The sequence below is a fragment of the Amycolatopsis sp. NPDC050768 genome (assembly GCF_040654155.1).
In the GTDB taxonomy this organism is placed as follows: domain Bacteria; phylum Actinomycetota; class Actinomycetes; order Mycobacteriales; family Pseudonocardiaceae; genus Amycolatopsis.
In genome coordinates, this window is sequence record NZ_JBFAHL010000004.1 from 451,116 (window position 1) to 466,223 (window position 15,108).

Genomic DNA, 15,108 nt, shown 5'->3' on the forward strand with positions numbered 1-15,108 from the left:
GAAAAGAAGTGACGTCATGAGCACCGAAGTGCGCACCGAACGGATCGGCACCACGCTGCTGATCACGATCGACCGCCCACAGGCACGCAACGCCGTGAACGCGGCCGTCGCGGCCGGGCTGGCGGAAGCGCTGGACACCCTGGAGAGCGACCCGACGCTGCGGGCGGGCGTCCTCACCGGCGCCGAAGGCACCTTCAGCGCCGGAATGGACATCAAGGCCGCGCTGGCCGGTGAGAACCCGGAGATCCCGGGCCGCGGGTTCGGCGGACTGACCGAGGCCGAGCTGACCAAACCGCTGATCGCCGCGGTCGAGGGCTGGGCCATGGGCGGCGGGTTCGAGCTCGCGCTGAGCTGCGACCTGGTCGTCGCCGGCGAAGACGCGAAGTTCGGGCTGCCTGAAGTGAAGCGCGGCCTGATCGCCGGGGGCGGCGGCGTGATCCGCCTGCCGAAGCGTCTCCCGCACCACCTCGCGATGGAGCTGCTGCTGACCGGCGAACCGATCACCGGCACGAAAGCCGGCGAGCTCGGCCTGGCCAACCGCGTGGTCGCCCCGGGTGAAGCCACCGCCGTCGCGCTGCAACTGGCCGAGCTGGTCGCGCGGAACGCGCCGCTCGCACTGGCCGCGGTGAAGAAGATCGTGCGCGCCGCCGACGGGATCTCCGAGCCCGAGGCGTTCGCCGCGCAGCGTGAAGAGCTCAAGACCCTGATGACCTCCGCCGACGTCCGCGAGGGCATGACCGCCTTCGCCGAGCGCCGCGCGCCCCAGTGGACCGGACGGTGACGACCATGAAGCAAGAAGACGTCCTGCGGCACGTGACCACGCCACTCGTGAACCCCGCGTTCGCGCCGATGGTGCCGCGGTTCACCAACCGCGAGTACCTCAACATCGTCTACCGCACCGACCCCGAGGCCCTGCGCGCCGTCGTTCCGGAGCCGCTGCAGATCGAAGAGCCGCTGGTGCGCTTCGAGGTCATGAAGATGGGCGACGTGAGCGGCTACGGCCCCTACACCGAGTCGGGCCAGGCCATCCCGGTCACCTTCGACGGTGAGCGCGGCGAGTACCTGCACGCGATGTACCTCGACAACTTCCCGGCCACCGCGTCGGGACGCGAGGTCAGCGCCTACCCGAAGACCATCGGGGCGCCGAACCTCTATGTCGACAACGGCGCGCTCGTCGGCGCGCTGGATTACGGCACGCTTCGCGTGGCCACCGCGACCATGGGCTACAAGCACTTCGCGCTGGACATCGAGGCCGCCGAAGCGCAGATCACCGTGCCGACGTTCATGCTGAAGATCATCCCCGGCTACGACGGCGCGCCCCGCGTGATGGAGCTCGTGCGGACCGAGATCACCGACGTGGTCGTGAAGGAGGCCTGGACCGGACCCGCACGGCTGCAGCTGTTCGAGCACGTGCTGGCGCCGCTGGCCGACCTGCCGGTGCGCGAGATCGTCTCCGCGAGCCACATTCTCACCGACCTGACCCTCGCCCCCGTCACGCCGGTCCACGACTACCTCAAGGGAGCTTGACCATGAGCACCACCGAGTTCCACAGCGCCACCGAGTTCAACAGGGCAGCCGTCATCGGGGCCGGCACCATCGGCCTGTCCTGGACCGCCTTGTTCGCCGGCCACGGCCTCACCGTCAAGGTCACCGACCCGCGCCCCGACCTGGCCGAAGCCGTCGCCGCGGCGCTGGCCGAGTTCACCCCGCACCTGGCCGCACAGGGCCTCGACGTCACCGGGCTGGCCGACCGCGTGCAGATCGCCGGCAGTGTCGAAGAAGCCGTGCGCGACGCCGACGTGGTGCAGGAGAACGGCCCGGAGAGCGTCGAGTTCAAAAAGGACCTTTTCACCACGCTCGTGGAAGCCGCGCCGAAACACGCGCTGCTGCTGAGCTCGTCGTCGGCGATCCCGTCGACCGCCTTCACCGGCGAGCTGGCCGACGCGAGTCGGGTCCTCATCGGACACCCGTTCAACCCGCCGCACCTCATCCCGCTCGTCGAGGTCGTGCCCGGCGAGCGCACCGGCGAGGACGCGACCCAGGCGGCCGTCGACTTCTACACGTTCCTCGGCCGCGTACCGGTGGTGGAGCGCAAGGAAATCCCCGGTTTCGTCGGCAACCGCCTGCAGAACGCGCTGAGCCGCGAGGCGATCTACCTCGTCGAGCAGGGTGTGGTCACGCCCGAGGACCTCGACAAGGTGATGACCAACTCGCTCGGCATCCGCTGGGCCACGGTCGGGCCGTTCCTCGGCTCGCACCTGGGCGGCGGCCCCGGCGGTTACCGGCACATGGCCGAGCACATCGGCCCGTCGATGAAGAAGATGTGGGCCGGCCTCGGGCAGCCCTCGCAGACCCCGGAAGAAACCGAACGGCTCGTCGAAGCCGTCGAAAAGGCTTACGGCTCCTCCACGTACTCGGAACTCGCCGAGGCGCGCGACCGCAAGCAACTCGCCGTTCTGTCCGCATTGGACAGCGCGGACAGCAAGGAGGAGAACTGACATGGCCACTCTTGAAGACCAGCTCGTCGCCGACTTCTACGACTACGAAGCCCTGCTGAGCGACGAAGAGCGCAAGCTGCTCGTCAAGGCCCGCGGTTTCATGCGCGACGAGGTCAAGCCGCTGGTGAACGAGAACTGGGCCGCCGGTACCTTCCCGAAGGAGCTGATCGCGAAGTTCCGCGAGAGCGGCCTCGCGGGTCTGCCGTACGAGGGCTACGGCGAGCACCGCGCCGCCACCAGCCACCTGCTCACCGGGATGATGGCCATGGAGATGAGCCGCACCGACGCCTCGGTCGCCACGTTCTTCGGTGTCCACAACGGACTCGCGATGTACTCGATCTACTCCGGCGGCAGCCAGGAACAGCGCGACCGCTGGCTCCCCGAAATGGCCGCGATGGACAAGATCGGCGCGTTCGCCATGACCGAACCGCTCGGCGGGTCCGATGTGGCCGGTGGTATGCGCACCACGGCGCAGCGTGTATCTACTGAGGGAGAGGGGAACACCTGGATCCTCAACGGCGCCAAGCGCTGGATCGGCAACGCGACCTTCGCCGACTACGTGGTGGTCTGGGCGCGCGACGTCGACGACAACAACGTGAAGGGCTTCGTCGTCGAGAAGGGCACGCCGGGCTTCTCGCCGGTCAAGATCGAGAACAAGATCGCGTTCCGCATCGTCGAGAACGCCGAGATCACCCTCACCGACGTGCGCGTGCCGGAGGCGAACCGCCTGCAGGGCATCGACTCCTTCCGCGACGTCGCCGAGATCCTGCGCGCCACCCGCGGCGGCGTCGCGTGGCAGGCGCTGGGCGTGATGATCGGCGCCTACGAGCTCGCTCTGGACTACGCGAAGGAGCGCAAGCAGTTCGGCCGTCCGATCGCGCGGTTCCAGCTGGTGCAGGACCTGCTGGTGAAGAGCCTCGGCAACATCACCGCGTCGTGGGGCATGCTCGTGCAGCTGGCCCGCCTGCAGGACGCCGGGATCTTCAAGGACGAGCACTCCTCTCTCGCCAAGGCGTTCGTCACCTCGCGGATGCGCGAGGTCGTGGCCTGGGGCCGGGAGATCTTCGGCGGCAACGGCATCGTGCTCGACCACGACATCGCGCGGTTCTTCGCCGACGCGGAAGCCATCTACTCCTTCGAGGGCACCCGCGAGATGAACACGCTCATCGTGGGCAAGGCGATCACGGGGCAGAGCGCCTTTGTCTGATGGCGCAGGGTGATCTGCGGTCAGTTCACGCAGCCGGTGGCGTTCGTCGCCACCGGCTGTTGTGGCGTTCCGCCGGCAGGCGTGTCCGAAGGCGGGTTCACGGACTTCGTGACGGCGATCGGCTTCACCCCTCCGCCGTGCGTGCCAGGCGGTGAGCTGGTCTCGCCGGATCCGCCGGAGGCCGACACCGACGACGAGCTCAGCTGGTTCTGCACGAACGTCTTGACCTGCTGCGGGCTGACCTTCACCGCGTCACCGTCGGCCGGCGTGGCCAGCGACAGGCTCTGCACCGGGATCGTGACGAACGCGATGGCGCCGGAGCTGATGCCGTGCAGCTGCTGCGCGAAGCTCAGCACGTCCCAGCCCTTGTCGAGCACGACCGAACCCTGCAACGCGTCGACGAGGGCCGACAGCTTGTCCGGGCTGGTCAGCGTGCCCCCGCCGAGCACGTTCTTCGCCATGCCGGCCAGGAACGCCTGCTGGCGAGCGATGCGGTCGAGGTCACCGTTGGGCAGGCCGTGGCGCTGCCGCACGAACGCGAGCGCCTGAGCACCGGACAGCGTCTGCGGGCCGGCCGGGAAGTTCGCGCCGGAATAGGAGTCGTGCACCGGGTTGTTCAGGCACACCTGCACGCCGCCGACGGCCTGGCTCAGCGCCGCGAACCCGGCGAGGTTCACCGCCGCGTAGTGGTTGATCGTGAGCCCGGTGAGCTCTTCGACGGTGGCGATCGCGGACTTCGCGCCCTCGGCGTCGGCGGCCACCTCGAGCTGCGGACCGCTGAGGCCCTGGCCCGACAGGTGCGAACGCGCGGACGCCCGCGCCCGGCTGTAGGCCGAGTTGATCTTGTGTTTGCCGTATCCCGGGACGTCCACATAGGAGTCACGCGGGATGGAGATCGCCGTGGCGGCCGCGCCGCCCGCCGGCACGTGGACCACGATCATCGTGTCGGTGGTGCTGCCGCCGTCGTCGCCGCTGCCGGCGTGCAACGAGTCGAGCACGTTCTGTGGCAACGGGTTCCCGTTGGCATCGGTGCGCGAGTCGAGTCCGACAAGGAGGATGTTCTGCGCCACCTGCAGCGGTTGTCCGGTCGGTGTTTCGGGAACCTGCGCGGCGGGCGGGATGACGTCGGCCGTGACGATCCCGGTGTCGAGCCGGTGCAGCTGCGACCACGCGTACCCGGTGGCACCCAGCACCAGCGTCGACACCACCCCCAGCACGAAACGGCCGCCGATCCGGCGGCCCCGGGACGTGAGCAGCACGACAGAATCCCCTTGCTTCCCAGAAAGAGCCCGAGAGGGCCTTCTTCGAGGATCACCGCGTTAGCTGGGAATAGCCTGAGAATCCTGTCGCAAAGATGTGATGATGCCCGTTCGGCCGACCTGCGCTGGGCCGAAAGTGAGCCACGCCACGGGGTTCCGCGACACCGCGTGGCGCGACGGATACGAGGAGTCCGCTCAGCGCGGCATGCGCCGCCACACCGCACGCGGCAACAGGCGAATCACCGCGAAGACCGGACGGAGCACTCCCGGCACCCAGACGACCGCGCGCCGGCGCCGCAGCGCCGCGACGGTCGCGTCGGCCACCTGGTCGGGCGTGCTGGAGAACGGCGCCGGCGACATGCCCTCGGTCATCCGGCCGATCACGAAGCCGGGCCGCACGAGAAGCAGGTGCACGCCGGTGCCGTACAGCGCGTCGGCGAGCCCGCAGGCGAAGCCGTCGAGCCCGGCCTTGGCCGAGCCGTAGACGTAGTTGGCGCGCCGCACGCGGACGCCCGCGACGGAGGAGAACACCACGAGGCTGCCCGAGCCTTGCGCGCGCAGCAGTTCGGCCGTGTGGGTGAGGACGGCCACCTGGGCGACGTAGTCTGTGTGCACGATCGCCGTGGCGTGCTCGGCGTCGGCCTCCGCGCGGGCCTGGTCGCCGAGGATGCCGAAGGCGAGCACGACGACGTCCAGCGGACCGTGCTCGGCGACGACGCGGTCGAGGAACGGGCGGTGCCCGGCCAGGTCGTCGGCGTCGAACCCCGCGGTCTCGACCACCTCGGCGCCGGCCGCTCGCAGCGTCGTGACCTGCTCCGTCAGGTCGGCGCCCGGTCGCGCGGCCAGCACGAACCGCTTCGCCCCGCCCGCGGCCAGCCGCTGCGCGACCGCCGTCCCGATCTCGCTGCGTCCGCCCAGCACCAGCACCGTTCCGCTCACGCGCGGCAGTCTGCCAGCCCCGCTCAGGGCCTGCCCGAGGTGGCCTGTTTCACAAACTGCAACTTTGCAGATTGTGAAAGTTTCGCGCTACGCTCGTCGGCGTGTCCTCTCCCGGCCTGCGCGAGCGCAAGAAGCTCGAAACCCACCGCACGCTCTCGACCGTCGCCGTGCGGCTCGTCGGCGAACGCGGTCTGGACCATGTGACGGTGGAGGACATCGCGGCGGAGGCGGGGGTTTCCGCGCGTACCTTCTTCAACTACTTCGCGTCCAAAGAGGACGCCGTGGTGATCGCGCACGCCGACCGGGCCGAGCGCAGCCGGCGCCTCATCGACCGGCTCGCCGAGCTGCCGCCGGAGCTGAGCACGCTCGAGGCAGTGGTCGCCGCCGCGCGCGAAGACCTCGCGGAGATCGACGAGAACCGCGACGAGTGGCTCACGCGGATCCGGATCATCAAGGAGAACCCGGGCCTGACGCTGCGGGCCCTGTCCCTGAGCACCGACGTCGTCGAGCCTGCGATCGCCGCAGTCGCCCGGCGCAGCGGCACGGACCCGGCGAAGGATCTCTTCCCGTCGCTGCTGTTCTCCGCCGTCGGCGCCGCGATCAACGCCTCGCTCATGCTCTGGCGCGACCTCGGGGGTTCGCGCCCGCTGCTCGACCTCGTCGACGAGGCGGTGGCCGCACTGGCCGCCGGGCTCGCCGATCCGCGCTGAACCGCCACGACCGCGACCGGAAGCACTCGCCACACCACTTGCACTCCGCTCCCGCTGCACCGCATGGCATGCCACCGCACGCCCACCACGACACCGCACGCCGCACCCGACACCGCCGCCCGCGCTTCACCACCCGCGCGCCCAGCGACCCAACCGGCCTGAACCCGGACCGACCCGACCCGCGCTGAAGCGCACTCCGCCGTTTCCACCGAACCCGCGCTCGGACCGAACCGGGCCGAGCCGAAGTCCCACCCGACCCACCCGAGCACTCTCCGAGGGGATCTCCATGACCGTGTCCGAAACCGAGGCGCCCGCCGCCTCGGGCGCGATGAGTCGGCAGCAGGTGCTGCAGGCGATGTCGGGGCTGATGATGGGCATCTTCGTCGCCATCCTCGCCTCCACCGTGGTGGCCAACGCGCTGCCGCGGATCGTGTCCGAGCTGGGCGGCTCGCAGTCTTCCTACACCTGGGTGGTGACCACGGAGCTGCTCGCGATGACGGCGACGGTTCCGCTGTGGGGCAAGCTTTCCGACCTCTACAACAAGAAGCTGCTGATCCAGCTGTCGCTCGGGCTGTTCGTGGTGGGCTCGCTGGTGGCCGGCTTCGCGCCGAACATCGAGCTGCTCATCGTGAGCCGCATCGCGCAGGGCATCGGCGGCGGTGGCCTCACGGCGCTGGCGCAGGTGATCATGGCGGCGATCGTGTCTCCGCGTGAGCTCGGCAAGTTCTCCGGCATCTTCGGCGCCGTCTTCGCCGTGGGCACCGTGGCCGGGCCGCTGATCGGCGGCGTGCTCGTGGACACCTCGTGGCTCGGCTGGCGCTGGTGCTTCTTCCTCGGCGTGCCGTTCGCGCTCGCCGCGATCCTGCTGCTGCAGCGCACCCTCAAGCTGCCGACGATCCGGCGCGAGGCGCACGTGGACTGGCTCGGGGCGTTCCTGATCATGCTCGGGGTGTCCACTTTGCTCGTGTGGTCGTCGCTCGCCGGCTCGTCGTTCGCGTGGGGCTCCTGGCAGACGGGCGTGCTCGTGCCGGTCGGCGTCGTGGTGCTGGCGGTCGCGGTGTTCGTGGAGACGAAGGTGCGCGAGCCGATCATCCCGCTGCGCCTGTTCCGCAACCGCACGGTTTCGCTGACCACGATCGCGAGCTTCTTCGTGGGTGTCGCGATGTTCGGCGGCACGGTGTTCCTGTCGCAGTACTTCCAGCTCTCGCTCGGCAAGTCGCCGACAGTCGCCGGCCTGATGAGCCTGCCGATGATCTTCGGGCTGCTGGTGTCCTCCACCGTGTCGGGCCAGCTGATCAGCCGCACCGGGCGGTGGAAGGGCCACCTGGTCCTGGGTGCCGTGCTGCTGACCGTGGGCCTCGGGCTGCTCGGGCTCATCGACGCCCACACCAGCGTGCTGGAACTGAGCCTGTTCATGCTGGTGCTGGGCGTCGGGGTCGGCATGCTCATGCAGAACCTGGTGCTGGTGACGCAGAACGACGTGCCCGCCCACGACCTCGGCGCGGCGACCTCCACGCTGTCGTTCTTCCGCAGCCTCGGCGGCTCGATCGGGGTGAGCGCGCTGGGTGCCGTGCTGGCCAGCCGGGTCACGACGCTGATCACCGAGGGCCTCGGCCCGATGCCGGCGATGAGCAGCGGCGGCAGCGAGAAGGTGCCGAACCTGGCCGACCTGCCCGCGCCGATCGCGAACGTGATCCGCGAGGCCTACGGCACCGCGACGAGCGACCTGTTCCTCATCGCCGCGCCGATCGCGCTGCTCGTGGTGGTGGCGGTGGCGTTCCTCAAGCACCTGCCGCTGAAGACCCAGAGCGGTCTCGAACGACTCGCGGAGGAAGCCGCCTGAGCTACCGTGCTCCGCGTGGACGACGACTTCGGCACGCTCCTCGAACGGCACCGCCGGGAGATCCTGGTGCACTGCTACCGGATGAGCGGTTCGTTCGAGGAAGCCGAGGACCTCACGCAGGAGGCGTTCCTGCGGGCATGGAAGGGCCGGGGCGGGTTCGAGGGCCGGGCGAGCGTGCGGACGTGGCTGTACCGCATCGCCACCAACGTGTGCCTCGACGCCCTGGCCCGCCGGCCCCGCCGCGTCCTGCCGGACGAGCTGGGCGCGGCCGCCGACCCGGCCGGCACCCCGGCCGCGCTCGACGTGCCGTGGCTCGGCCCGATCCCCGACGCACTGCTCGACGCCGCCTTGATCGACACCGCGGCCCCGGACGAAACCGGCGCCGCGGTGGTGGAGCGCGAGACGATCGAGCTCGCGTTCCTCGCCGCCGTCCAGCACCTGCCGCCCCGGCAGCGCGCGGCGCTGGTCCTGCGCGACGTCCTGGATTGGTCCGCCAAGGACACGGCGGCGGTGCTGGAGACGTCGGTGGCGTCGGCCAACAGCGCGTTGCAGCGCGCTCGCGAAACCCTGCGTACGCACTTGCCCGCGCGGCGTGCCGACTGGGCTTCCGCCGGCGCGACCACGGCGGAGGAAGCCGAGTTGCTGCGCCGGTTCATCGCCGCGTACGAAGCGGGCGATCCGAACGCGGTCGCGGAATTGCTGCGCGAGGACGCGCGGGCCGTGATGCCGCCGTACTCGCTCTGGTTCGACAGCCGCGAGCGGATCATCGCCGCCCTGCGCACGAGCATGGACGCGGAGTCACCGTATTTCACGGGCTGGTTCCGGATGGTCGCGGTGCGTGCGAATCGGCAGCCCGCCGTGGCCACCTGGGTACGACGGCCCGGGGAGAACGGGTTCCGCCGGTTCGGCATCAGCGTGCTCACGGTGGAGCACGGATTGGTCACGGCGGTGGCGGCGTTCGAAACGGCGTCGTTCGCGCCGTACGGATTACCGGAGACGCTCTCGGAATGAGCCGCGCCGGGCAAAAAAGAGCCCGGGTGGGTGACCTCGATCAGGTCACCCACCCGGGCACAAGCCGGTCCCCGTGGGGATTTCCGGGAAAGTCTCGCCTTCGCCTCCGGGAATGGTCACCGGCACGCGGTCAGGCGGCTTGATGCCGTTCGGCGGCGGAGCGGGTGCGAACCAGCTTGCGGCGCTCCAGCTCGGTGGTTCCCCCGAAGATGCCGTTGTCCAGCCCGTTGTCCAGGGCGTAGGAAAGGCACGCTTCGCGAACCGGGCAGCGCGCGCAGACCGCCTTGGCCTCGTCGACCTGACGGGCTCCGGGGCCGACGTCCGAAATCGGGAAGAACAGTTCCGGATCCTCGTCCTGGCAGGCTGCGCGGGACAGCCAGCCGGTGCTCGTGAGTTCCATTGTTGCGTTTCACCTCCTGTCGAACATTGTCTTTTCTCGGTCAACCGACTTCTCCGGGCGCACGGCGCAGCACAACTCCAGAGAGCTGTACAGCTCGGGTGACGCTCGGTGGGCTTTCGGCCGACCCCGCAAGACCACTGTGCCCCAGGTAAGGACAGCGGCCCGCGGACGACCGAAGTTTCAACTTACCACCGATGGCGGTTGTTCCTAAGAGTTACGGGCCCAGCTCACACTGATCTTCTGTTGTGCCAGGAGAGGTACCCGCGCGAACGCGTCGTCACACGTGGTGCCGACATCGAATCGTTACACCTGGCGCCGCCCTCACCGCACCTGTTCCTACAGCAGAGCGGACAGGGCGGGGGTGGGCGTGGACGAATTCGACGGGTTCTTCCGCGCCGAGTTCCCGCCCCTGGTGGCCTTCGGCTGCAAGCTGGGCCTGGACCCGGCGGCGGCGCGCGAGGCCGCCGCCGACGCGCTGCTGCAGGAGGCGCAGGTGTGGCCGCCGCCGGACGATCCGCGCGCGCGGGTGCGCCTGGGCGTGCGGGTGTTCGCCGGGGAGCAGGTCCCGGCGGACGACGGTCTGACCGCGCTCGTCGAGCGGAACGCCCTGGGGGTGGAGCTGCTCGCGACGCTGCCGGACACGCAGCGCACCGTGCTGGCGTGGTCGCTCGACGGCTTCGCCCCGGCCGCCATCGGGACCGCCCTCGGGATGCCGGCCAGCACGGTGCGCTCGAACCTGCGCCACGCACGGGAACGACTCAACCGCCGGGTGTCGCCCTTGCCTGGCGTGCCGGATTTGTCTGTCTTGCCGGATGGGGAGGACGCCCTCGTGACCCTGCTACTGGAAGCCGACGCGACGCTGACCGGAGCCCTTCGCCGGGGCCTCGATGTGGAAGCGACGCTCCGGCACGTGAAATCCCGCACCGCGGCGCGCTTCCCCGACCACTGGCACCACCTCGACGGCCCCGTCGCCGCCGCCACGGCCGGCGACCGCCTCGCGGCCGCTCGGCTGTTGGAGGCCGTCCGCCCCCTGGTCGTCCGCTACTGCCGCGGCCGTCTCGGCGGATCCGACCGCGCCTACGCCTCCGCCGACGACGTGGCCCAGGAGGTGTGCGTCGCGCTGCTCGCCGCCCTGCCGACGTACCGCGACCAGGGCCGCCCATTCCTGGCCTTCGTGTACGGCATCGCGCAACACAAGGTCGCCGACGCCCACCGCGCGGTCGCCCGCAACCGCACCGACCCGGTCGCCGACCTCCCCGACCGCACCGACACCGCGGACGGCCCCGAGCAACTCGCCCTGCGCACCGAGCTCACCACCCGCCTGGCGCGCCTGCTGGACGTCCTGCCGGACCGCCAGCGGGAGATCGTCCTGCTGCGCGTGGTGGTCGGCCTCACGGCGGAGGAGACGGCGGAAGCAGTGGGCGCTTCGCCGGGCGCGGTGCGGGTGTCGCAGCACCGCGCGTTGCTGCGGCTGCGGAACCTGCTGAACGGCGGGCAGGGGTGACCTGCCCGCCCCAGCGGTGAACTACTTGGGGACGACCTGGAACTCCCACGTGCCGAGCCCGTACGGCGGCACGACCACCCAGGTCTCGCCGAAGTCGGGCGCGATCTTCCAGGCCCCGAGCGCCGAGACCCGGTACTTCCCGGCCGGCAGCGCCGCGAACGTGACCCCGCCGGAAGCGTCGGTCGACGCGAGTCGCAGCTGGGTGGTTCCCGGACGGGTCAGAGCGATCTGGACGTGCCCGACCTCCTCACCGGTGTCGCGATAACCGTTGTGGTTGCGGTCGAAGTACGCGATCCCCGGCCAGTCGGTGCTGCGGGCGGGCACCGAGCTCTCGGCCCCGACAGTCGGCGTTTGCCCGCCGGCGAGTGTGTAGAGGTAGCAGGACAGGCTGGTGAGCCCGTAGTACGAGGCTTCCTCCGGCACCGTTCCGCTGACCGCGATCGTCTTGGTCTCACCGGGTGCGACGCTCGCCCCCGGGCTCCCGAAGGAGAAATCACCCCACTCGGAGTCCGGGATCGGCACGTCGTTGGAGCCCCCGAACGGGTCGCAGTCGATCAGGAGACCGGCGGCCGCGTACTGCCCGCCGTTGTGCACGGTCACGGTCGCCTTCGCCTGGTCGCCGATGTGGTAGCTCGGCTTGTCGAAGGCGATCCGCAGGTCCAGCGATTCGGCGAGCGGCCGGGCACCGGCGAGCATCAGTGCGGAACTCGACCCGCTGCCGTCAACTCGCACGTCGTGCGCCGGGAGCACCCATCCGCCCGGCACGCCCGCGAAATCCAGCCGGTACACGTGAGCCGGCACGGCGGGTATCCGGAACGTGCCGTCGGGACCGGTGGTGGCGCTGAAGACCAAGTCGAAGCGATCGGTGTCACGCAGCGACACCTTCACTCCGGCCAGGGCGTCGCCGGCGCCCGGATGCTCGTCGCCGTCGGCGTCGGCGAACACCTGGCCGCCGACGTCCTCCTTGACGTCCGGGGAGATCACGTCCACCGCGGTCGTCACGGAGTTGTCGTCCTGGTTCGCGTCGGCGTCGTTGCGCACGCCGATCCGGTAGACCGGAGGACCGTTCCAGTCGAAGAACATCGCGTCGAACGTGAGGTGCCGGCTGTCCCCGGGCGCGCTCGTGGCGCCCTCGGGCAGCGTCGGGTCGAGGTCGCCCCACTGCGACAAGGTGAGGCCGACGTCCGTTCCGCTGACACCACCCATGTCGCCGCGGGCCCCGACGGCGGGTGCGTCACCCACATTGGTGACCTCGACAGTGACCTTGAACCGGTCCCCCAGCACGAGGGGTCCCGCCGGGAACTCGACGCTCACGCGCAAGTCCGAGCCGGTGGCGGCCGAGGCGGGGGTGGTGGCCGCCAGGCCGAGGAAAGCGAGCAGTGCGGTCAGCACGCAGGCAGCGCGAGCCGACCGGGCTCTGGAGCCCGTTGACATGGAAGTTCTCCCCCTGATCCGGTGCCCCGACGTGTGGTCGGCCCCCGACACCGCTCATCCGCCCGGCGAGCGTGAAAGACAGCTTCCGAAATCTAGAGCGCGGCGGGATCGATCATCAGGCCCGTTCGGCCGAATCGATCACTCCTGTCCGAGCTTCGCCACCACGAAATCCGCCAGTGCCGCCGCTGGGCCTTCGGTCGCGTCGCGCAGCAGGAGCATGAACTCCACGTCGCCCGGGTCGGGCAGGCCGAGGTGGGCCGGGAGCTCGAGGAGGCCGTCCGGGACGAGGCTGCGGGCGTGGACCGTGATGCCGAGCCCGGCGGCCGCCGCGGCGCGCAGGCCGGTGAGGCTGGAGGTGAGGCACGCGGCGCGCCATTCGAGGCCCGCGCGTTCGAGCGCCTCGACGGCAAGCTGACGCGTGACCGACGGCATGGGGTACTGCACGAGCGGGACGGGCTGGCCGGCCTCCAGCACGGTGGCCGTCGAGCCGATCCACACCAGGGGTTCGCGGCGCAGGACGCGGGCGGGGCCGGGGGCGCCGGGGCGGCGTTTGCCGAGCACCAGGTCGAGGCGGCCCTCGGCGAGGCGGCGGGCGAGCACATCGGACAGTTCGACGTGGAGCTCCACGTCGACGAGCGGGTGGCTGCGCCGCAGCCGGCGCAGGATCTCGGGCACCTCTTCGAGCACGAAGTCCTCGGACACTCCGAAGCGGACGCGCCCCCGCACCTGGGTCCCGCGGAAGTGACGCGCGGCACGTTCTTCCGTGTCCACAATGGTCTGGGCGAAGCCCAACATCGCCTGCCCGCGCGCGGTGAGGTCGACCGCGTGGGTGTCGCGTTGGAACAGCAGCCCGCCGGCTTCCCTTTCGAGGCGCCGGATGTGCTGGCTGACTGTGGGCTGGCCCACACCCAGCCGCCGGGCCGCGGCGGTGAAGCTGCGGGTCTCGGCCACCGCGAGGAAGGAGCGGCACAGGCGGGAATCCAGCATGCGTCACATCTTATCGGCGCCCACAATGACAGTGAGTACGGTGATCGGGGTTCCGAATGACCGTGCCGCACCGGAGAATCGGGTGGGAAAGGAGTTCCATGACGACCGTGTTCGCCCCGTTGACCCGCCCCGTTTCCGCGCTGCTGGCCAAGCTGCGGATCGACCCGTTCATCGCCGCCATCCTGCTGACGGTGGGCGTCGCGTCGCTCCTGCCCGCCTCCGGCGGCACCGCCACCGGCTTCGGGATCGCGGCGAACATCGCGGTGGGACTGCTGTTCTTCCTCTACGGCGCAAGGCTTTCGAGCAAGGAAGCCATCGACGGCCTGAAGCACTGGCGCCTGCACGTCACTGTGCTGTCCGCCACATTCGTGCTGTTCCCCTTGCTGGGCCTCGCGGCGTCGTTCCTCTCCCCCGGGCTGCTCACGTCGCCGCTCTACACCGGCGTGCTGTTCCTGTGCCTGCTGCCGTCCACGGTGCAGTCGTCGATCGCGTTCACGTCGATCGCCAAGGGCAACGTCGCGGCCGCCATCTGCAGCGCGTCGGTGTCGAACCTGCTCGGCATCGTGCTGACGCCGCTGCTCGTCGCGCTGCTGCTCGCGACCGACGGCCCGGGCGTGAGCGGTCAGGCGGTCCTGGACATCGTGCTGCAGCTGCTCGTGCCGTTCGTGGCCGGCCAGCTCGCACGCCGCTGGATCGGCGGCTGGGTCAGCCGCCACTCGGCGCCGCTGAAGCTCGTGGACCGCGGCTCGATCCTGCTCGTCGTCTACACCGCCTTCAGCGAGGGCATGACCGAAGGCATCTGGCACAAGCTCGACATCGGCCCCCTGTTCGTGCTGCTGGGCGTGTGCGTGGTGCTGCTCGCCGCCGTGCTCACCACTACGAGCGTCGGCGCGCGGCTGCTCGGCTTCGACCGCGCCGACCGCATCACGATCGTGTTCTGCGGCTCCAAGAAGAGCTTGGCCAGCGGCCTGCCGATGGCCACCGTGCTCTTCGGCCACGGACAGGTGGGCCTGATCGTGCTGCCGCTGATGCTGTTCCACCAGATCCAGCTGATCGTGTGCGCCGCGATGGCCCGCCGCTACGCCCGCGAGGCCGCGGCCGACGAGCAGGGTGAGCTGGTCCCCGCGAGCTGACCTTCAGCCCGGAACGGTTCACCCGGCAGGGTCTTTTCCGGACGATGTGCACGCTTGGTCCGGCCACACGGGACTATCAGGCAACGCCGCAGCTCGGGAGCAAGAGGACGGCAAGACTCGACTAAGGCGTATTCGGGTATTTCGCTGCTGGAATCCGCGAATGACTTGTCGACGGCCATCGAG

At 70.2% G+C, this 15,108-nt stretch carries 14 protein-coding genes and 1 pseudogene; 10 read left to right on the forward strand and 5 right to left on the reverse strand.

Going from position 1 to position 15,108, the window contains the following annotated elements; all coding sequences use genetic code 11:
- Nucleotides 1-16: 16 nt before the first annotated feature.
- The 4 genes from AB0H62_RS15280 to AB0H62_RS15295 are packed head-to-tail and all read left to right on the forward strand — an operon-like array spanning nt 17 to nt 3,705.
- On the forward strand, nt 17-781 hold the full coding sequence (locus tag AB0H62_RS15280) for a crotonase/enoyl-CoA hydratase family protein (protein ID WP_360586493.1): 765 nt from the start codon (nt 17-19) through the stop codon (nt 779-781).
- A 5-nt stretch (nt 782-786) separates the two neighbouring features.
- Nucleotides 787-1,527 carry an acetoacetate decarboxylase gene (locus AB0H62_RS15285; protein ID WP_360586495.1) on the forward strand — a complete coding sequence of 247 codons (741 nt, stop codon included), beginning with the start codon at nt 787-789 and terminating at the stop codon, nt 1,525-1,527.
- Between the two features lie 2 nt (nt 1,528-1,529).
- Nucleotides 1,530-2,498, forward strand: coding sequence for a 3-hydroxyacyl-CoA dehydrogenase NAD-binding domain-containing protein (locus AB0H62_RS15290; RefSeq protein ID WP_220242334.1), 969 nt, complete (start codon nt 1,530-1,532; stop codon nt 2,496-2,498).
- A gap of 1 nt (nt 2,499) precedes the next feature.
- Nucleotides 2,500-3,705 carry an acyl-CoA dehydrogenase family protein gene (locus tag AB0H62_RS15295; protein WP_360586497.1) on the forward strand — a complete coding sequence of 402 codons (1,206 nt, stop codon included), beginning with the start codon at nt 2,500-2,502 and terminating at the stop codon, nt 3,703-3,705.
- Between the two features lie 20 nt (nt 3,706-3,725).
- On the opposite strand, the gene AB0H62_RS15300 is transcribed toward AB0H62_RS15295, so the two are convergent.
- Both AB0H62_RS15300 and AB0H62_RS15305 read right to left on the reverse strand, forming a co-directional pair.
- Entirely contained in the window at nt 3,726-4,964 is a 1,239-nt protein-coding gene (locus AB0H62_RS15300) for an LCP family protein (RefSeq protein ID WP_220242336.1), read from the reverse strand.
- Between the two features lie 195 nt (nt 4,965-5,159).
- Nucleotides 5,160-5,903, reverse strand: coding sequence for an SDR family NAD(P)-dependent oxidoreductase (locus tag AB0H62_RS15305; RefSeq protein ID WP_360586499.1), 744 nt, complete (start codon nt 5,901-5,903; stop codon nt 5,160-5,162).
- Between the two features lie 101 nt (nt 5,904-6,004).
- Here AB0H62_RS15305 and AB0H62_RS15310 point away from each other — a divergent pair, with 101 nt between their 5' ends.
- The 3 genes from AB0H62_RS15310 to AB0H62_RS15320 all read left to right on the forward strand — a co-directional run bounded on the left by AB0H62_RS15310 (nt 6,005) and on the right by AB0H62_RS15320 (nt 9,467).
- Nucleotides 6,005-6,613 carry a TetR/AcrR family transcriptional regulator gene (locus AB0H62_RS15310; protein ID WP_220242338.1) on the forward strand — a complete coding sequence of 203 codons (609 nt, stop codon included), beginning with the start codon at nt 6,005-6,007 and terminating at the stop codon, nt 6,611-6,613.
- A 286-nt stretch (nt 6,614-6,899) separates the two neighbouring features.
- Nucleotides 6,900-8,456, forward strand: a complete 1,557-nt coding sequence (locus tag AB0H62_RS15315; protein ID WP_360586502.1) for an MDR family MFS transporter — start codon at nt 6,900-6,902, stop codon at nt 8,454-8,456.
- Between the two features lie 15 nt (nt 8,457-8,471).
- Nucleotides 8,472-9,467, forward strand: a complete 996-nt coding sequence (locus AB0H62_RS15320; protein ID WP_360586504.1) for an RNA polymerase subunit sigma-70 — start codon at nt 8,472-8,474, stop codon at nt 9,465-9,467.
- Between the two features lie 130 nt (nt 9,468-9,597).
- Here the strand turns inward: AB0H62_RS15320 and AB0H62_RS15325 are convergent, their stop codons facing one another.
- Entirely contained in the window at nt 9,598-9,867 is a 270-nt protein-coding gene (locus AB0H62_RS15325) for a WhiB family transcriptional regulator (RefSeq protein WP_220242340.1), read from the reverse strand.
- A 613-nt stretch (nt 9,868-10,480) separates the two neighbouring features.
- Between AB0H62_RS15325 and AB0H62_RS15330 the strand changes: the two are divergent.
- Together AB0H62_RS15330 and shbA are read left to right on the forward strand one after the other, a co-directional pair.
- A pseudogene (locus tag AB0H62_RS15330) lies at nt 10,481-10,615 on the forward strand (sigma factor-like helix-turn-helix DNA-binding protein); the annotation flags it as partial.
- 162 nt (nt 10,616-10,777) lie between these two features.
- Entirely contained in the window at nt 10,778-11,371 is a 594-nt protein-coding gene (gene shbA / locus AB0H62_RS15335; RefSeq protein WP_255638870.1) for an RNA polymerase sigma factor ShbA, read from the forward strand.
- Nucleotides 11,372-11,392: 21 nt separating this feature from the next.
- On the opposite strand, the gene AB0H62_RS15340 is transcribed toward shbA, so the two are convergent.
- Together AB0H62_RS15340 and AB0H62_RS15345 are read right to left on the reverse strand one after the other, a co-directional pair.
- Nucleotides 11,393-12,763 carry a carboxypeptidase-like regulatory domain-containing protein gene (locus AB0H62_RS15340; RefSeq protein ID WP_360586506.1) on the reverse strand — a complete coding sequence of 457 codons (1,371 nt, stop codon included), beginning with the start codon at nt 12,761-12,763 and terminating at the stop codon, nt 11,393-11,395.
- A 180-nt stretch (nt 12,764-12,943) separates the two neighbouring features.
- Nucleotides 12,944-13,792, reverse strand: coding sequence for a LysR substrate-binding domain-containing protein (locus AB0H62_RS15345; protein WP_220242343.1), 849 nt, complete (start codon nt 13,790-13,792; stop codon nt 12,944-12,946).
- Between the two features lie 98 nt (nt 13,793-13,890).
- On the opposite strand from AB0H62_RS15345, the gene AB0H62_RS15350 reads away from it, so the two are divergent.
- Entirely contained in the window at nt 13,891-14,925 is a 1,035-nt protein-coding gene (locus AB0H62_RS15350; RefSeq protein WP_360586509.1) for a bile acid:sodium symporter family protein, read from the forward strand.
- Nucleotides 14,926-15,108: the final 183 nt, after the last annotated feature.

Bases quoted from the DNA above. Each gene is read 5' to 3' on its own strand.
- AB0H62_RS15280 (WP_360586493.1), top strand. From the start codon at position 17: ATGAGCACCGAAGTGCGCACCGAACGGATCGGCACCACGCTGCTGATC.
- AB0H62_RS15285 (WP_360586495.1), top strand. From the start codon at position 787: ATGAAGCAAGAAGACGTCCTGCGGCACGTGACCACGCCACTCGTGAAC.
- AB0H62_RS15290 (WP_220242334.1), top strand. From the start codon at position 1,530: ATGAGCACCACCGAGTTCCACAGCGCCACCGAGTTCAACAGGGCAGCC.
- AB0H62_RS15295 (WP_360586497.1), top strand. From the start codon at position 2,500: ATGGCCACTCTTGAAGACCAGCTCGTCGCCGACTTCTACGACTACGAA.
- AB0H62_RS15315 (WP_360586502.1), top strand. From the start codon at position 6,900: ATGACCGTGTCCGAAACCGAGGCGCCCGCCGCCTCGGGCGCGATGAGT.
- AB0H62_RS15325 (WP_220242340.1), bottom strand. From the start codon at position 9,867: ATGGAACTCACGAGCACCGGCTGGCTGTCCCGCGCAGCCTGCCAGGAC.
- AB0H62_RS15345 (WP_220242343.1), bottom strand. From the start codon at position 13,792: ATGCTGGATTCCCGCCTGTGCCGCTCCTTCCTCGCGGTGGCCGAGACC.
- AB0H62_RS15350 (WP_360586509.1), top strand. From the start codon at position 13,891: ATGACGACCGTGTTCGCCCCGTTGACCCGCCCCGTTTCCGCGCTGCTG.